Below are 18,142 nucleotides of genomic sequence, written 5' to 3' on the forward strand. Positions count from 1 at the left end.
ACACCGCGCATCCTCCGATTTGCAGTGTCGAACCCTATCAGATCAACCGGCCAAGATAGTTGTCGCTGACCGGTCAAGTTAATTGTCGCTGAACATAATCGATGAGGTACAGAATTTGCGCTATGCCCGAGGAGGCAATGCAGAATTTATGCTGAATCTATTCAGCGAAGTCATTGAACGACTAGGGATCAGCTTACTTTTGCTAGCCACTCCAGCAGTTCAGCCGGTTCTCGAGGGTAGCGTGCGGAATTTACGAAAGCTATCGTCTAGCGGAGAAACGATCTTCAAACCCATGTCGCAAAATGATCCTCAATGGGACGAATTTTGTGAAGTCTACTGGGACTACAGCTTAACAAGAAACAAATGTCGACTGTCCGACAGCATCAAGAAAGCCTGGCATACATCTTCTGCCGGCAACACCGCGTTTGCATCATTGGCGTTTATGCTGGCGCAAAGAAACGAAATCGGAGGACGCGAAACTATTGACGAACAATCTTTTGAACGAGTTTCAGCGACTGATATGGCATTTCTGCAGCCGGCCATCCGAGCGTTATCCAGCCGCGACCCCAAAAGACTACGCGTTTTCGATGATCTGCTTTTTAGCGCGAAGTATCGTGACTTAAGAAAACAACTTGGTGCGAACGAACACACGGCCAACAGCCGGGTTAATCGAATCGACGAATTTGAAGATTGCCACGACGAAACGGTCCGTCCCGAACAAAAAAACACGTCAAGTAAAGCCAGAGCACCAAAGAATAGGATTCATCCAGAGCCTGCTCCGGACATCAAATTACCTATGGAAGACCCACTGGCATTAGATTAGGGCGCTCGCCATGCGAACGGTTCATGTCTTGACACCGAAATTGTACTCACCATTGTGCTTCATCCCTGAATTACTTCCCGATGAATGCCTGTATTCTTTTTTACAGCGCATTTGGACATTAAACGCGTTTACGTTACCCCGCCAATTTATGGTTCTCCTATTTGGGTGCGACAGCCACATACCTGTGCTTGATTTACCAACAGGACTGGATGCTTTACAACGCACACTGGGAGAGCGGTCCCCATTTAAATCAGCCGACGATCTCATTGATCGTGCAACGTTATATCCATATCACAGGCCATTTCTATCGGCTTCTCGGAACACGCGACTAGTTCATCTATTTCGTGGCACAGGTGGACAGGGCGTAAAGACACTGCTGGGGCGCGTAGCCAACGGCTTCGGTGCGCAAGTCATAGCCCGCTACTGCGTGCTTTGCAACACGAGCACGGCCAAACAATATGGATGCACGTATTGGCAACGAAGTCATCAACTCCCTGGCGTTGTGTACTGTACGGTCCACGGCATTCAACTCGACGTGCTCTCTGGGCTCAGCTGTTTGTCACATCGACAGCAGCTGCAACAGTCCCCATGGCCCTCCACTTTTGAACCGACCTGCATAGCCCGCGAATCACACAACTATCAACTAGCCTTAATGTCAGTGGCATTGCTTCAAGCGAACCGCTATATCAGCGACGTAAGCGCCCTCAATTTCGTCTACATTTCTAAAATTCTAAGCCTTGGTTTTAACAAGACTCACGGAAAAATTGACTTTCCTGCACTGACTGACGCTATTCGAGAATATTACAACCATTTCCAAGGGTTCGAGCATCGCGAAAGACTGCTTTCCAGCGCGAACCACCCGCTGTTTTGGCTCTATTCAACGTTAAGACGACCCGGCCGGTCATCTCATCCGATCTGCCACCTTCTTCTGATTCGGTTCTTGTTCGGTTCTATTGAAAAATTCCTTGACGCCTTCGATTCGTCGAAGAACAACATGGCCGACAGGTGGCGAACCCAAGAAAACGATACCTTGCCGCGGCAAACTATCGTTGTCCCGCGCCATCCTCGTCGCGACACCCCATTCTCGAATCAAACGGAATTTGGCCAAGCCACATCCGACCGATTGGGGTCCACTAGCTCAGCGGTGTCGGGAAGCCGACAAACCATCGAAATGACCAACCAGGGCCGCTGCCATAGGGTTCCCGAAGTGATCCGCTTGGCCATCGTTACAGACTTGTGCGCCGGATTAGCAATAGCGGAAATCTCGAAAAAGCACAGTGTATCTATAAGCGTAGCCTATCGTATTCGCGCTCACACGCCAGGCCTCAAGCAGCTACACGCGGACCACAAAATCGAATCAGAAAGGATAACGCATCGACAGCACTGGTTAGCCTTGTGCAAAAAACTTCCCGCAAAAGGAGTAACTATGATTCGCGCCACATCGCCAGGCGAATATGCATGGCTTCGGCGCAATGACCAGCAATGGCTTAAAGATGTTTGCTCTACATTACCTCGTGCCCCCACTGGTCCCAGAAACAGCAAAGTAGATTGGACTAAACGTGATCAAAGCCTTGCAAAACAGGCCCAACAATTTGTGAGGAACGAAAGAACTCGAATCAATCGCTCTCGGATCAGTGCAACGCTCATTCTTCGGCATCTGAACCGTGAAGCAATGGTAAGAGCAAATCGAGAACGACTTCCCACACTTAACAACACTCTCATCGAACTGTCGGAATCAATTGAACAGTTTCAAAAGTTTCGCATTGATCTGGCGATTGATAAATTGAGGTGCCTTGGTCTTCTGCGATCACGTTGGCGGATCCAACGACTGGCTGGACTAAAGAATTGGACGCCTAGTCTTAGTGCTTACGCAATATCGCGCGGAATAGATATGTCATAACCCTAATCACTTTCGCCATGCCGCTACTTCCCTTTCGCCTGCAACCTTATCCTGATGAGCTTCTGTGTTCGTGGCTTGCTCGACTTGCCCACCATAATGGTAGCGGAGCATGGCGTCCTTTCTTAGAAGCAACTATTCACAATCGCCGCGTGCAACATCCCATGCTAGGCATGCTCAGCTATAGCGATAAACTCGAAAATCTGCTGAACGCGCTTGGTACGAATTACTTTACGGCCATGATGGAGTTGACAACGCTTCCATACTGGCTTGCGTTCGACTCACCTGAAAATCTGGACAATGAGTCCATGGCTAGCAATCCTACACGCCAGATAAGAATCCAACTGAAGAAACCTAGAACACACGGCATCCGTCAAACAGGCTCTAAACATACGGCAGGCCTTGCTGACTCGGCCCGCCTATGCCCTGCATGTTTGGACAATGACTACCGGCGTTATGGTGAACCCTACTGGCATAGGATCCACCAACTTCCCAATGTATTCGTTTGCGCCTCTCATGGATGCATTCTGCTAAGTGCATGTCCCGCATGCAATCAAACAATCGTGCCTTTAGCCCCCCGGTTGCTAGACCTTCCTAAACTGCAGTGTTCTTGCGGCTATTTATTAGGCCGACCAACGCCTCATCAACCGACCATACCCACCATATACAAGCAACTCGTAACTGTTAGTATTGCTGCGCTAAACAATGGGCGACCAGAATGGTCATATGCCGAGATCCGCCATTATCTTGAACTGAAAATGAACGAGAGAAACGGGCTCAACAGCTACAAAAAGATTCTGCGCAGCGCCTTTGAATTAGAGCAAACACCGCTGGGCCAACCGTTACGATTATGTATAAACGATCGATCGATCGTTACCTTTCGACCTTATTTTTCCGTAGCGCGCTCCTCTGATCTTTGCGCCCTCATGGTCGCCCTTAACCTGGACTTTAAACAAGTATCCAGAGAATTAGCCGATAGGACCGTCCCCGGTCCAGAGCACGGCAGACCACTCTCCAAGGTGGTGCGGCAGACGTTAACCATTGAGAGCGCCAGACAAGAAATGCGGCAATTCATGAGTGAACACCGAGGCTGTTCACCTTCTAGGAGCAAAGTGCTTTATTGGTTCCTAAAATTATTCGATGAACAGTGGCTAAGTAAAAACTTTGTAGTGACTACAACCATCAATCCTACCGTCGGCCAAGACAGAAAAAACTTGCTAGAAGTATTTATGCAACAGCAGTTTTCTCGAGATAAAATCAGAGAAAGACTAATAAATTCGCCGGCGGGCGTGCGCGCTTCATTGCGTGATGAGGTGTGGCTAAAAAATAAGCTGCACGAGTTGGATGTGCGCAAGAAAGAACACAGAACCGCACGACGCATTCTAAACGACGCCTCACGTGTCATAGTGCTTCATGCTGTGCTGCAGAAAATTCTTGCCGCGCAAGACTGGCCCGTGCGAATCAATGGTGCTGTTTTGGGCCAGAGGGCCGGGCTAAGCAGTAGCCAAGCACAGAGTGCCATTAGACGTAACCCTGGACTTCGGCGTGCAGTTGAAGCGGCTAACGAAAGCAAAACTGAACGCCAAATAATTTGGGCGGCACGGCAGTTTCAAGGCGAAGGGCACTCGATAAGCCTCAAGCAAATTCTTCGCCGAGCTCGAGTGCCTACTCTTGTCCAAAATTTTGAGATGGCACGAAAGGCTAGGGATGGCCTGTCAATGGCATAGCCTCGGGATCTGGCTGTGCCGCGCCAAGAATACAGCTCGCTGACCGGGAATACTGAAGCGGCGAAGTGCACACCATGCATCCAATCGAACTTCGCTAGCTACCTTTTCCCTTTCGCTATGATGCGGGAATAATTGCCATAGAGGTTGGCCTGCAAATTGACATTAATTGCCAAATTTTACAATTCATCGCTAAACGTATACATTGGTCCCGGTTCAATATCGTAATTACCCCGGAGGATGAATAATGGCAAGCGTTACCGTGCTCGTAAGCAAGCTCGATTTTGACTTGGAGAATCCTCGGTATATTGCGCAAAAAAGCCAGCGGGAAGCCTTTGAACGGATATTGCTTGATAACCCGGCAAAAACCATAGCATTAGCCGAACATATCGTAAACAACGGCCAGAACCCTATAGACCTTATTGCCGTGATCGCGACCGAAAATAACCGGTACATTGTTCTCGAGGGAAATCGTCGAGCGGCGGTATTGAAGGCATTGAACAAACCTGTATTGCTTGACGCAATACCCCAGGGCACGGGGGTCCCCGCCTTTTGCAAGAAGATGAAGATTCTAGCGAAGCGCGCAGATAAATCGGCAATCAATAAGGTGGGGGCCGTCCAATTTGAATCGCGCGAAGATGCAGACATTTGGATTCCGCTAAAGCATACTGGGGAGAACGAAGGCGCCGGCACGGTACCTTGGGACGGCACACAACGGGCGAGGTTTCGTAAAGGTGACGCAGGCCTGAACTTGCTCGACTTTGGAAAAGCCAACAACTGGTTTACAGAAGAGGATTTGACCGACCGTGCGGCATTTCCTATTTCCACGCTTAATCGCCTTCTTGGCGATCCCGCAATCAGGACGGCGCTCGGCCTAGAACTTTCAGCGGGCAAACTACAGTCTACAGTGGCGATTAGCGACTTGGAAAAGGGGATCAAACAAGTAGTCTCTGACCTTGCCACAGGAACATGGAATGTTTCTATGCTTAAGTCGAAACAAGACAGAAAAAAGTATCTTGATCAGTTTCCTGCCGCCTCACTTCCGAACTTGCCTGACGAGGAGACCCTTTGGCCCCTCGACCCCGATCTGGCGCCGGCCCCAGAACCCAAACCGGCTGCAATAGAGCCCAAAGTACGATCTAGGAACGACAAGCGATCCACACTCATTCCTAAGAGCTTCGTAGTCACCACGAGCTCGGAAAGTCCGCGGTTGAACAAAATCTATCGTGAGCTAAAGCGCCTTTCCGTCGAAGACTATGAAAACGCAGTTGCAGTGCTCCTGCGCACTTTCATCGAACTTAGCCTAGATGACTTCATCGCACGCAACAACGTCACCATTGTCAAGGCCAGGCACCAAGCGACGCTCGCAGAAAAGGTACGAAGTACCGCCAAGCATCTTAAAGATCAGGGGAAGCTCGATAAAAATCAAGAGGGCATCGTTAACAAGTTAGCGAGCACGGAGCCCGACGACCAGGCACAGCCGACGAACATTACTACTTTGCATTCGTTCGTTCACAGTCGGTACGCTTCTCCCCTTGGTTCTGAACTGAAGACAATCTGGGACAACATTTCACCATTTATGTTGCACATTGCCCACGTCTAAATTAGATGGCCCAACCAGCTGGCCAAACTCGCTCAAAATTGCTAAAGTGGGTCGAACTTAATGCGGAGGCCCCTTGTCTAGCTATCACTCACCCTTACGCTATCCCGGGGGGAAAACCAAACTCACCGAATATGTAAAGGCATTATTTCGCCATAATGACCTTATGGACGGACATTACGTTGAACCGTATGCCGGCGGTGCATCGATTGCCTTGGAACTGATCATTCAAGAATTTGCTTCCCACGTTCATATTAATGATATAGACCCCTCAGTGTGGGCGTTTTGGCACTCAGTTCTGAATGATTCTGAGAATCTGTGCCGGCTTATCTCCAAAGTAACTGTTGACATGCACACATGGACCGAGCAACGGGAAATTCAGAAGCAGAAGGATACGGTTGACCCCTTAATATTGGGTTTTTCAACATTCTTCCTTAATCGGACAAACCGTTCCGGAATTCTTAAAGCGGGGGTGATCGGTGGTAAAAACCAAAACGGAAACTTCAAAATCGACGCTCGCTTTAGAAAAGATGAACTGATCAGGCGGATCGAGCTCATAGCGGAGCACCATAGCAGGATCAGTTTGTATAAACTGGACGCGGTGGACCTTCTGCAACACGTCGTACCAAGCCTTCCTGATAGGACACTGGTATACCTTGATCCCCCCTATTATGTAAAAGGTGGGGATTTATACGAACACCACTACAAGCACGATGATCACGCCGCTGTCGCCGCGGCGGCAGCAGGAATACGCCAGCATTGCATGGTGTCGTACGATGATGTTCCGGCAATCCGCGAGCTATATCGTGACTATCAATATGTCAGCTATAGCTTGAGCTATTGTGCGCAAAACAGGTATCGTGGAACGGAGGCTATCTTTCTTGGCCCCTCACTGGAGTGCCCAGGATTGAAAGCGTCTATGCAAGCAGCTTGAAGGGACAATTTGCCCCGTTACAGAATCTCGCTATGGTTTCAAGAGCTTCTTCCAGACGAGCGCCAGTAAAATCATTCGGCATTACTCCATAGGTACTGCAGCATCGGCTAAGGTTCAGTCGGCGTTGCTTGCTCGCGTCAATTGCCGGTATGTGGGAATTCTGGTCGAATGTGACCGATTTCTTTGATTGGCCGGAATGACCGGTCACAACATAAGAATCACATTACGCATCAAACCTAGCCCAGGGTGGGGGATTTCCTGGTAGTCATGTGGAATCGAAAGCTCGCAGCATTAATGCCCTGCGGATCAAAATGCTAGCTCGCTCCGCCATTATGCTCGGGCGTCAGTCGATTTATTTCGATAGTGACATGCGCCAGTTCATTATGTACGCTTAAGGCCTTTTTAAAATACGCTGGCGATATCGCTTCGTCAGTGACAAGGCCCACGATACAGGCGAATTTTCCCTTGCCGACGCGCCACACATGTAGATCGCTGATGGCTGCCTTCATTGGACTTGTCTCAATTATCTGTCGGATTTCGCCTACCACCGGTGTGTTCATCTCGGCATCGAGCAACACTCGTCCCGAGTCGCGTAATAAGCCATAGGCCCACACTGAGACCAGCATGGCACCTACAATACCCATCACAGGGTCCAACCAACTTGCTCCCCAGAATTTCCCCGCAATAAGTGCCACAATCGCCAGGACGGATGTCGCCGCATCGGCAATGACATGCACATAGGCCGCACGCAGATTCAGATCCTGATGATGCCCATGATCAGCATGACCGTGAGTATCGTGACTGTGACCGTGCCCATCCTTTAGGAGCCACGCACAAACAATATTCACGACCAATCCAATAAACGCGAGGGCAATGGCTTGGTCGTAGTAGATCGGGCCTGGAGATAACAAGCGCTCAACGGATTGGAACAGCATTGATCCCGCGACCAGGACAAGCAACAGGGCACTGGTATAGCCAGCTAAAACTTCAATCTTCCAAGTCCCAAAGGCAAACCGGCTATCGTTTGCAAACCGTCGTGCAAAGACATACGCCAGCACGGATAACCCAAGGGCTAACGCATGGGAACTCATGTGCCACCCGTCCGCAAGCAGCGCCATGGAATTGAACGTATAGCCGCCCACAATTTCGACTACCATCATCACGGCGGTGAGGATGACGGCCCGAGTGGTGTTTTTTTGAGCTAGCGGATTGCCTTCGTTGAAAACGTGAGAGTGCGTCCAATCGTTGTCGGGCTGGCGTTGTTCCATTGTTCATTGTCCTGATGCGGGCTAAAGTCATATACTATACCCCTGTATAGATAATGGCGAAAAGGAAAATAGATGTCGCACACAACTCGGGATCAAAAACCACTGTTAACCCGTATCCGACGAATTAAAGGTCAGGCTGAGGCCCTGGAAAAGGCCATCACAAACGAAACGGAGTGCGCCGCGGTGCTTCAACAAATTGCCGCGATCCGGGGCGCGGTTAACGGCTTAATGACCGTGGTTTTAGAAGGACATATTCGCGAACATCTTGGGGCCGAAGAGATGTCTACGTTGCAACGTCAAAAAGAGGTGGAACAAATCGTGCAGGCTTTACGTTCGTATTTGAAATAGAAAGCGCGTCAAAAGGATTATGGAATGAAGTTTCAGGAGGGAATGCGCCAAACGGGCGTACCGGCCGCCCTGGGTGCCGCTTTGCTGTTCGGAGCCGGGACGCCGTTGGCAAAACTCTTGCTCGCTTCGGTGAGCCCATGGCTGTTGGCTGGCCTGCTGTATCTTGGCTCGGGTGTCGGCTTGAGCTTGTATCGATATTTCAGCAAAGCACCTGCGGTCAAATTACCTCGTCAAGAAATGCCATGGTTCCTCGGTGCGATCCTCGCAGGTGGAATTGTCGGACCGGTACTCTTAATGCTCGGTTTGACGGGAATGCCCGCCTCCGGGGCGTCCCTTTTGCTCAACGCCGAAGGCGTGTTTACGGCGCTCTTGGCCTGGTTTGCATTCAAAGAGAATTTTGACCGGCGTATCGCGCTGGGCATGGTGGCGATCGTAGCCGGAGCCGTAGTCTTGAGCTGGCCAGGAGAGGCACGTTTTGCCGGTGCATGGCCAGCGCTTGCCATACTGGGTGCCTGTTTTGCCTGGGGTCTGGACAATAACTTAACTCGTAAAGTGTCGCTCTCGGACGCGACCTGGATTGCGTCGGTAAAAGGCCTAGCTGCCGGTTCGGTCAATCTGGCCCTGGCTTTCATAATGGGCGCAAGCATTCCGCCGTTGCCCAATTTGGCCGGGGCGCTTGTGGTGGGGTTTTTCGCATACGGCGTGAGCCTAGCTTTATTCGTGGTGAGTCTGCGCCACTTAGGTACGGCCCGCACGGGGGCTTACTTTTCGGTCGCGCCGTTCATGGGTGCCATGCTGGCGGTAGCTCTGGGCGACCCTCTAACGGTGACGTTGCTTATCGCAGCCGCACTGATGGCTCTGGGCATTTGGCTGCACCTAACAGAGCGGCATGAGCACCTTCATCGGCATGAAGCCTTAGAACATGACCATGAACATATTCATGATGCCCATCATCAGCACGAGCATGATGTGTATGTTGCGCCGGGGACGAAACATCGTCATGCACACCAACATGTGCCTTTGACTCATTTCCATGCACATTTCCCCGACGCCCACCACCGGCATCGCCATTGATTACGGATAAAAGGCGCCCCTGCGCGCCACCTTTTACTTATTGTCTTGTAAGGCGATAAAACTACTTCTGCTGTTTTTTATGCTGGGCAAGCCATTGGTCAAATTGAGCGATTTCTTTATTCTGAGCCGCGATAATGTCCTTGGCCATTTGTTGCATCTTCGGGTCTTTTCCTTTTTTCAGTTCCAACTCGGCCATATCGACAGCACCTTGATGATGAATGCGCATCATTGCGGCAAAGTCATGGTCGATGTCGCCGGATGACTTCATAGCGTCCATCTGTTTGCGCATATTCATCATGGAGCCGCGCATATCCATAGGCATGTTGCCTTTCATTGCTCCGGAACTCATTGACCCTTGGTTCGATGGTGTAGTCGTCTGAGCGGACGCCAACACTGAGGTTGCCCCAAGGCTGGCGCCTAGCATCAATGGTAATAAAATGTGGCGAGCGACGCGGACCTTTTTGCCGATTTGAATCTTCATGATCATCTCCTATACCAGCTGAAAGAACGTCCAAGATATCGAGCCGAGATGCCCATATTTACAAAAACGCTGCAAAATTCATCCCCTCAATCGCATTAAGCTCCTAGCCATTGTGCGACCACTAATTGCGCGCGATTATGGAAGTCTCGAAGCAATGAAGCATGCGTTTTGGCTCGCGTTATCTGTACAAACTTTGTTCGTCAGCAATTCGCGTGCCGCCACCAGGTTATTCTAGCTATGCTAATAATATGATTCATTGATATCGCTACTATCGTCGTTCATCATGACAAAAACGTAATGCTGCTGACAGCAAACTGTCAGTTTCGCAAGCACTTAAGTGTGGCATGATTGACACACCTGCCATCCGTTGCGATCTCGGACTCTACGCTGTTTTGGGATGGTGAGAGGTCAGCGTAGTCCAATACTAAATGGAAAACGGCTACGTCATGACACCACACGACCACGAACATGCTCATCACGGCCAATCCGGTGACTTAACCGGCGGATCAACGGGAGCTGACGGCAGCCACGTTAAACGGGCTACGGCCTCGGCCCCAGCGTTAAAAGACCCCGTATGCGGAATGTCGGTCACCGAACAATCGCCACACCATCTTGAGCATGATGGTCAGTCGTTTTATTTCTGCAGCACGGGCTGCCAAGCCAAATTCAGCGCGGACCCGGCCAAGTATCTTTCTAAAAAACGGCCAAACGAACAACACACTGAGGCAGCCGCACCGAGCACGATCTATACCTGTCCGATGCATCCCGAGATTCGCCAAGACCACCCCGGAAACTGTCCCAAGTGCGGCATGGCGCTGGAACCGCTTATGCCCACGCTGGAAGACGATAATCCCGAGCTGGCGGACTTCACTCGTCGGTTCTGGTGGACCTTGCCTTTAACGGTAATCGTCACCACGCTGGCCATGTTCGGGCACCAATTGGGTTGGTTTGGCATGGCCACCCAAAGCTGGATCGAGCTAGTGCTTTCCTTGCCGGTGGTGCTCTGGGCGGGTTGGCCGTTTTTTGTGCGCGGCGTACAGTCTGTGATTAACCGTAGTCCTAATATGTGGACACTCATCGGCTTGGGAACGGCGGCGGCTTTTATCTATAGCGTCGTGGCCACCGTTGCACCAGAAGTGTTTCCCGACACGTTCTTGTCCATGGGGCGCATCGCGGTGTACTTTGAAGCGGCAGTCGTCATCATTTCCTTGACGCTTTTCGGGCAAATCCTTGAGTTAAAAGCGCGCTCGCAGACTTCTGCGGCCATCAAGTCGCTAATGGGATTAGCTCCCAAGACAGCCCGGCGTATCGGACCCGATGGCACTGAGGAAGATGTGCCACTCACCCACGTCCATGAAGGCGATCGCCTACGCGTGCGCCCGGGCGAGAAAGTGCCGGTTGACGGGGCGGTAGAGGAAGGCGCGAGTTCGGTGGACGAATCCATGCTCACCGGTGAACCGCTGCCGGTCAGTAAGCGGGTGGGCGACAAGGTGATTGGCGCGACCATGAATACATCCGGCGCCCTGGTGATACGTGCCGAGAAAGTGGGCTCGGCGACGGTGCTGTCTCAAATCGTGCAGCTCGTTGCACAGGCACAGCGCTCGCGAGCCCCTATGCAACGCATGGCCGATCGCGTGGCTGGTTACTTTGTTTTGACGGTAGTTGCCATTGCCATCCTTACCTTCTTTGTATGGGGTTTCTGGGGGCCACAACCCAGTTGGGTCTATGGTCTGATCAATGCGGTGGCGGTCCTCATCATTGCCTGCCCGTGTGCGCTAGGGCTGGCCACGCCTATGTCCATCATGGTGGCCACTGGCCGTGGCGCAACGCAAGGCGTCTTGTTTCGCGATGCGGCCGCCATCGAAAACTTCCGTAAAGTCGATACCTTGATCGTCGATAAGACCGGCACACTGACCGAAGGACGACCCACATTCGAGCAAGCGGTTCCCGTCCAAGGCGGTACCGCTGAGGAGGTGCTGCGCTTGGCCGCCAGCCTGGATCAAGGCAGCGAACATCCCTTGGCCGACGCCATCGTTAGCGCCGCACGTAAGCAGGGTGTTGCATTGGCCACGGTAGATGAGTTTGAGTCCGGTACGGGGATCGGTGTGCGTGGCATAGTCGAAGGCAAGCGTTTGGCGCTCGGTAACACGGCGCTGATGCAGCAAGAAGGCGTCGATGTGGCGATATTGAGCGAAAAGGCCGAGAGCCTGCGTGTCCAGGGTGCAAGCGTCATGTACCTTGCCGCAGATGGTCACCTATTGGGCCTGCTTGCCGTCTCGGATCCCATTAAAGCCAGCACGCAAGAAGCATTGATGGAGCTGAAGGCCGCAGGAATCCGGGTCATTATGGCGACCGGTGACGGCGTGTCCACGGCAAAATCGGTAGCCGGGCGCCTGGGTATCGACGAATTCCATGGCGAGGTCAAACCGGCCGATAAGCTCGATCTTGTCACCAAGCTTCAAGATCAAGGGCATATCGTGGCCATGGCGGGCGACGGCATTAACGACGCGCCGGCCCTGGCGAAAGCTGATGTGGGCATTGCCATGGGCACCGGCACCGATGTGGCCATGAACAGCGCTCAGGTTACGTTGGTCAAAGGCGACCTACGGGGCATCTCGATTGCCCGCCACCTGTCTGACGCGACCATCGCGAATATGAAGCAGAACCTGGGGTTTGCCTTTGTGTACAACTCGCTGGGCGTGCCGCTGGCGGCCGGCGTGTTATATCCATTTACCGGACTGCTACTCTCGCCTATGTTTGCCGCGCTGGCGATGAGCTTGAGCTCGGCCTCGGTGGTGGCGAACGCGTTGCGGCTGCGTAAAGCAAAATAGATAGCCATCCTGCTTAAAACCATGATTGTGGTTGTTGCTGCGTGAACTGCTAATGGCGGGCACACTAGATGCTCATCTTGGGCTTGATCGATCGTCAACTAAGCCCGGCAGGTTAGCTGGGCCTTTATATCAAGGAGTATTTTATGCGCGGTAATGCGATTTTCTCGAAATCTCGTCTAGCGGTTCTCGCAAGTAGTGTGATCATGGGTGGTTTGGCTGCAGGCTATGGCGTGGCCATGGCGCACATCCACGAAGCCGCCACCGGTAAGAATGGCCCCCCCATAATCACTCTGGAAAAGAAAGGGGACAACCAATGGATGGTACCGGCGAATGCCAAACTGACCGATGCGCAATACAAGGCATATAAAGCGGGCAATCTTTACGTCAACGTGCATAGCGCCACTCACAAAGGCGGCGAGATCCGGGATCAGCTGAAGCCCTGAGCTTCGGCGGTGACGAACGTGTTGCGTTTGTCCAAGTCAAAATGAAGGCTCATCCCGGCCCAAGTCATTACTGTGGCGGTTGCAGCGTGATTTCCTTCTGAGCAGCCAATGCCTGCTTGGGCCAGGAACTCTTGATATAAGCCAGCACGGCCTGGATATCGTGCTCGGTCAGCAACTTGCCGTAGGCTGGCATGTCGCTCACATAGCCCGGTGGCGCCGTGACGCCAGGTACAAGACCGTTTTTGATGATATCAATCAGAACAGTGTCTGGATGATGCCAGGTGTGCCCCGTCTCGTTGTGCGGCGGGGCGGGCAAGCGTCCGTTCGCTTGACGAATCCGCCAATCGGGCTGACCCTCCAGCTTGGCGCCATGGCAAGCGGCACAGTTATTGGCATAGACATTCTTCCCGAGAGCCACCAGTGTTTGATTCGAGGGGTCGATATATGCGCCAGCCGAATCGGTGAATGTTCCATACAGATATACGCCAACACCGAGCGCCAATACGCCGACTACACCGGCAATCATTGCCTTCTTTTTCACGCGGTTACCATTCAGGTTATCCTTTTTTTCATCTTGCGGCGTAATACGCGCAACAGGTCGAGCACCACTATTTGGCATATGAAGCCAGTTGCCGTTTGGCTTGCACCGGGTCCACCGGCTGATTATTGACTCTCAGTTCATAATGCAAATGAGGGCCGCTGGCTGTTCCAGTTGAACCGACATAGCCAATGATTTGTCCTTTTTCGATGCTGTCACCTTTCCTCAGCCCGCGCTTAAAGCGGCTTTGGTGCGCGTAGACAGTGGAATAGGCATTGTCATGTTCTACGAAGATGACTTTCCCATACCCATTTTGAACGCCAATGAACGTGACCTCGCCTTGTGCGGTTGCTCGGATCGGTGTGCCTTTGGACGCGGCGTAATCAATGCCTTGATGGCCGGCCCACTTGCCCGATACCGGATGCAGCCGGTAACCGAAAGCCGAGTTGATTCTTACACGTTCAGTCAAAGGCGTTCTAAGAAACGTCCTCTGCAAGCTCGCCAGTCGAGATGTCACTTTATGAGAGCGGTTGCCAAGCACCTGGACAGGGCTTTCAGTGATGGGGATCTGCCTCGCCTCCGACGCCATGGCGGTACCTGCCATAGAGCAAGCTAGGATAAAAAGTAATTCTTTAAACATGGAGTATCGGTAAAGCAGGATGCATTGGAATGATGTCGGGTTAACTTTCCCGTTCGGGCCCTAGGTTGTCGCGTGGTGGGTGCTGAAAGAAGAAAGAGTCAGTCGCGGTAACCGCCTAACCGCTAAAAGGTGCGAAGATCCCTGTCGCCACACCTTCGGAGTTCTACATACTCCCCGCCCAGTCAATGAATCAAAACGCTGAAGGAGTCTTTATGACAAATATCAGCCCACCTTGATCTTTCCCACCATCCCGGCTTCCATGTGCCCCGGAATAAGGCAGGCGAAGTCAACGGTTCCGGCCTGGGGAAACTGCCAGACAAGACCGCCTTTTTGACCAGGATTGATCGTGATCATATTAGGTTCAGCATGTTTGATCCCCGGCATTTTTTGCATCATGGCCGCGTGCTCTTTAAGTTCAGCGACCGAACCGATCACCATTTCATGAGGAATCTTACCGTTGTTCTTCATAAAGAAACGGACCGTCTCACCCGGCTTGACGTTAAATTCGCCGGGGGTAAAACGCATGGTGTCATCCATGACAAGCTCGATCGTACGCGTGACCTTGGCGGCATCGCCGGGCTGTCCCATAGACAAATCGGCTTTGTTCATGCTGGACATATCGTGGCCTTGCATCATGGTGCCATCCTTCATCTCGTGACCTGCACCATGGCTCCCGGCGGCCAGTGCCAGGACGGGTAAAGTACTCAATAGCAATATGGATAGTGTTTTCTTCATAAACGGCTCTCTTAGACAAGTTACAGGGATGAGAGCACCAAGCGTGATGTTCTCGGGTACAACGATTAGAATCGGAAGCTCAACCCGGCGACAAAGCGGGTTTCGCGGGCACGTTCGCCGGCATCGCGTGCGAAGTTTGCTGTTTGACCGAACTTACTAGCCCATTCCACCCCGATATAGGGGACAAACTGTCGCGTCACTTCGTATTTCAGGCGCAAGCCGGCCGTACCATCCGACAGGCCGCTACCAATCTCGCGGGCCTCATCGCGTTTGCCGTAAAAGTTCACTTCTACGCGAGGTTGCAATACCAATTTTTGCGTGATCAATAAGTCGTATTCCGCGCTCAAGCTCAACGCCGTTCTGCCGCTGGGGCCTACATAGGCGGTGGCATCAATATCGAACCAATAGGGCGCCAAGCCTTGTACGCCGAATGCAAGCCACTCTCTGCTCGGCCCTTCGCCATGGTCCACGCGCACACCAAGCTGGGTATCCCAGAAGGTGGAAACGGCATGGCTCCATAGCAATTCGGTTTGGGCTTCTTTTAGTTTTCCGCCCGCTACTTCGCCTTCGGCTTTCAATACGGCGCGGTTGTATGTCCCGCCAAACCACGCTTGCCCCTCATAGGCAAGCCCTTCATTGCTACCGGACCTGACGTACTCAAGCCGATCGAACCATACTGAGGCGAAATTGTGCTCGTCAGACATGTGCAAGCGCTGGCCGTGGCCCAGTGAATACTTACCCGAATCCAACGTATATCCCCCGGAATAGGCGTCGGGGTCCCGCGCATCCGGTGGCGCCGATCCGCCTTGCATCTGCATAGCGCCATGATCCATCTGGCCACTGCCTTCACCCATTGCACCCATATCGTGAGCCGGGGCGGCTGGAGCCGTGTTGGCTTTGTCATGATTCATACCTGGCATGGCCTGTGCTGGCTTGGGCGCGCTGGTTGCATTCATGTTCATAGACCCGTGATCCTGGCCGCCCATATTCATCGCACCATGGTCCATGCCGGGCATACCCATTTTGCTGTGATCCATGCCAGACATGCCTGCTGCATCAGCAGGGGTCGGAGTGGCTTGCATGGTGGTATGGCCGCTATGGGCGTCTTGCGCTTGAGCCTGAGCAAAAATCGGGGTCGCGCCTAGCGTTGCGATCGCGAGCGCGAGCACGCGTTTCTTTATTTTGGTATTCACGGTCAAAATTCCCTTTTTCTCATTGGTTGAACTCATGCCACCACCACTTCACGGAACATGCCCATATCCATATGCAGCATCAAGTGGCAGTGCCAGGCCCAGCGTCCGAGCGCATCGGCGGTTACGAGGAAGCTGATGCGTTGCGCGGGTTGAACGGGAATCGTGTGGCGGCGTGCCTGGAAGGCGCCATCGGGCGTTTCCAGTTCGCTCCACATGCCATGCAAGTGCATCGGATGGGTCATCATGGTGTCGTTATGCAAGATGACCCGCACGCGTTCACCGTAGCGAAAATGCACGGGTGTGGATTTGCCAAACTCAACGCCATCAAAGGACCAGGTAAAGCGCTCCATATTGCCCGTTAAGTGCAATTCAATTTCGCGTTCCGCGCCGCGTGGGTCCATCGGCCCGCCAATGGTATGCAGATCGGCGAGGGTGAGTACCCGCCGGCCGTTGTTGCGCAGTCCGATGCCGGGGTCATCCAGATTAGTGCGCGGCATATCAACATGCATATCCGTGCTTGGGCCATACTCGGTCTTCGCGTGGCGCACTTTAGTGCTGGCTTTGTCCCTACCCATGGCGCTATGGTCCATGCCGGCCATGTTGACGTGATTCATTCCTGCCATCGAGCCGTGATCCATGCCCGCCATACTGCCCGCGCTCATGCCTGCCATCGCCCCATGATTCATTCCCGCCATGGCAGGCTGGCCAGAGCCGCCATGATCCATGCCTGCCATACCGGCCATGCCACCGCCCATGGCACCCATCATGTCAGCCATGGTCAGCCACTCAGGCTCGTCCAGCTTAGGGACCGCAGCCACCAGCCCTGCGCGGGTTGCCAGGGTGCCGCGCGCATAGCCGGTACGATCCATGGATTGAGCAAAGATGGTGTAGGCGTCATCTTTGGGTTCGACAATGACGTCATACGTCTCGCCCGATCCAAAGCGAAACTCATCGACCGTGACCGGATCAACGTTTTGTCCATCGGCTTGCACGATCGTCATTTTCAAGCCGGGGATGCGTACATCATAAAAACTGTGGCCCGAGCCGTTAATAAAGCGCAGGCGAACGCGTTCGCCCGGCCTAAATAACCCCGTCCAGTTGCCGGCCGGCGTGGTGCCATTCATCAAGTAGGTGAGCACATTGGACGATAAATCGTTCAGGTCGGTCGGGCTCATGCGCATTTCGTTCCACATCTTGCGCTTGTCGATCGCCGCTTTAAGGCCGTCGCGGGACGCGTCCTGGAAGAAATCCACCACAGTTGGCTGGTTATAGTTGTAATAGTCGCCCTGCATTTTCAGCTTGGCGAGCACGCGCATGGGATCTTCGTCCGTCCAATCCGTGAGCTGAACCACATACTCGCGGTCTGCCCGAATTGGGTCGCTTTGAGCAGGCTCAATCACAATGGCGCCGATCATCCCCGTCGCTTCCTGCATACCAGAGTGCGAGTGATACCAATACGTACCGTTTTGCTCGACCTTGAAGCGATAGGTGAACGTCTCCCCTGGCGCAATACCGGGGAAACTGATCCCAGGCACCCCGTCCATCTGAAAGGGTAAGAGGATGCCATGCCAGTGAATCGAGGTTGCTTCTTTTAGCCGATTTGTGACCCGTAT

16 protein-coding genes and 1 pseudogene are annotated in these 18,142 nt (G+C 52.8%); 10 read left to right on the forward strand and 7 right to left on the reverse strand.

What is annotated here, in order from left to right:
• Window positions 1-148 precede the first annotated feature (148 nt).
• From DFR37_RS22275 to DFR37_RS22295, 6 genes and pseudogenes are all read left to right on the forward strand, one after another.
• Window positions 149-823 (forward strand): hypothetical protein, encoded by a 675-nt coding sequence (locus tag DFR37_RS22275; RefSeq protein ID WP_113935354.1) that lies wholly within the window; start codon window positions 149-151, stop codon window positions 821-823.
• Window positions 824-833: 10 nt separating this feature from the next.
• A pseudogene (locus DFR37_RS23615) lies at window positions 834-1,343 on the forward strand (TniQ family protein); the annotation flags it as partial.
• Window positions 1,344-1,481: 138 nt separating this feature from the next.
• Entirely contained in the window at window positions 1,482-2,723 is a 1,242-nt protein-coding gene (locus DFR37_RS22280; protein WP_245954057.1) for a TnsD family Tn7-like transposition protein, read from the forward strand.
• Window positions 2,724-2,740: 17 nt separating this feature from the next.
• Window positions 2,741-4,447, forward strand: a complete 1,707-nt coding sequence (locus DFR37_RS22285) for a TniQ family protein (protein ID WP_113935356.1) — start codon at window positions 2,741-2,743, stop codon at window positions 4,445-4,447.
• A 244-nt stretch (window positions 4,448-4,691) separates the two neighbouring features.
• A complete protein-coding gene (locus tag DFR37_RS22290; RefSeq protein WP_113935357.1) occupies window positions 4,692-6,047 on the forward strand; it encodes a hypothetical protein in 1,356 nt (451 codons plus the stop codon).
• A gap of 73 nt (window positions 6,048-6,120) precedes the next feature.
• A complete protein-coding gene (locus tag DFR37_RS22295; protein WP_113935358.1) occupies window positions 6,121-6,978 on the forward strand; it encodes a DNA adenine methylase in 858 nt (285 codons plus the stop codon).
• A 314-nt stretch (window positions 6,979-7,292) separates the two neighbouring features.
• Here DFR37_RS22295 and dmeF read toward each other — a convergent pair whose 3' ends face one another.
• Window positions 7,293-8,246, reverse strand: a complete 954-nt coding sequence (gene dmeF, locus DFR37_RS22300) for a CDF family Co(II)/Ni(II) efflux transporter DmeF (protein WP_113935359.1) — start codon at window positions 8,244-8,246, stop codon at window positions 7,293-7,295.
• Between the two features lie 72 nt (window positions 8,247-8,318).
• Here dmeF and DFR37_RS22305 point away from each other — a divergent pair, with 72 nt between their 5' ends.
• Both DFR37_RS22305 and DFR37_RS22310 read left to right on the forward strand, forming a co-directional pair.
• Window positions 8,319-8,594, forward strand: a complete 276-nt coding sequence (locus DFR37_RS22305) for a metal/formaldehyde-sensitive transcriptional repressor (RefSeq protein ID WP_113935360.1) — start codon at window positions 8,319-8,321, stop codon at window positions 8,592-8,594.
• 24 nt (window positions 8,595-8,618) lie between these two features.
• A complete protein-coding gene (locus tag DFR37_RS22310; RefSeq protein ID WP_113935361.1) occupies window positions 8,619-9,668 on the forward strand; it encodes a DMT family transporter in 1,050 nt (349 codons plus the stop codon).
• Between the two features lie 61 nt (window positions 9,669-9,729).
• Here the strand turns inward: DFR37_RS22310 and DFR37_RS22315 are convergent, their stop codons facing one another.
• Window positions 9,730-10,149, reverse strand: coding sequence for a DUF305 domain-containing protein (locus DFR37_RS22315; RefSeq protein ID WP_242341948.1), 420 nt, complete (start codon window positions 10,147-10,149; stop codon window positions 9,730-9,732).
• A gap of 446 nt (window positions 10,150-10,595) precedes the next feature.
• Here DFR37_RS22315 and DFR37_RS22320 point away from each other — a divergent pair, with 446 nt between their 5' ends.
• On the forward strand, window positions 10,596-12,980 hold the full coding sequence (locus DFR37_RS22320) for a heavy metal translocating P-type ATPase (RefSeq protein WP_113935368.1): 2,385 nt from the start codon (window positions 10,596-10,598) through the stop codon (window positions 12,978-12,980).
• 143 nt (window positions 12,981-13,123) lie between these two features.
• Window positions 13,124-13,423: a CHRD domain-containing protein gene (locus DFR37_RS22325; protein ID WP_113935362.1), complete on the forward strand. Its 300-nt coding sequence runs from the start codon at window positions 13,124-13,126 to the stop codon at window positions 13,421-13,423.
• 67 nt (window positions 13,424-13,490) lie between these two features.
• Here DFR37_RS22325 and DFR37_RS22330 read toward each other — a convergent pair whose 3' ends face one another.
• The 5 genes from DFR37_RS22330 to DFR37_RS22350 form a co-directional block, all read right to left on the reverse strand.
• On the reverse strand, window positions 13,491-14,042 hold the full coding sequence (locus DFR37_RS22330; RefSeq protein ID WP_242341950.1) for a c-type cytochrome: 552 nt from the start codon (window positions 14,040-14,042) through the stop codon (window positions 13,491-13,493).
• A complete protein-coding gene (locus DFR37_RS22335) occupies window positions 14,032-14,601 on the reverse strand; it encodes a M23 family metallopeptidase (protein WP_113935364.1) in 570 nt (189 codons plus the stop codon). The genes DFR37_RS22330 and DFR37_RS22335 overlap by 11 nt, the downstream gene beginning before the upstream one ends.
• A 222-nt stretch (window positions 14,602-14,823) precedes the next feature.
• The gene (locus tag DFR37_RS22340; RefSeq protein WP_113935365.1) at window positions 14,824-15,336 is read right to left on the reverse strand and encodes a cupredoxin domain-containing protein; all 513 of its coding nucleotides are present in this window, start codon (window positions 15,334-15,336) and stop codon (window positions 14,824-14,826) included.
• A 65-nt stretch (window positions 15,337-15,401) separates the two neighbouring features.
• Window positions 15,402-16,565: a copper resistance protein B gene (locus tag DFR37_RS22345; protein ID WP_113935366.1), complete on the reverse strand. Its 1,164-nt coding sequence runs from the start codon at window positions 16,563-16,565 to the stop codon at window positions 15,402-15,404.
• Window positions 16,562-18,142: copper resistance system multicopper oxidase (locus DFR37_RS22350; RefSeq protein WP_113935369.1), on the reverse strand; the 1,581-nt coding region annotated here is incomplete at its 5' end. The genes DFR37_RS22345 and DFR37_RS22350, both read right to left, overlap by 4 nt.

It is taken from the genome of Eoetvoesiella caeni (assembly GCF_003315175.1).
GTDB lineage: Bacteria > Pseudomonadota > Gammaproteobacteria > Burkholderiales > Burkholderiaceae_B > Eoetvoesia > Eoetvoesia caeni.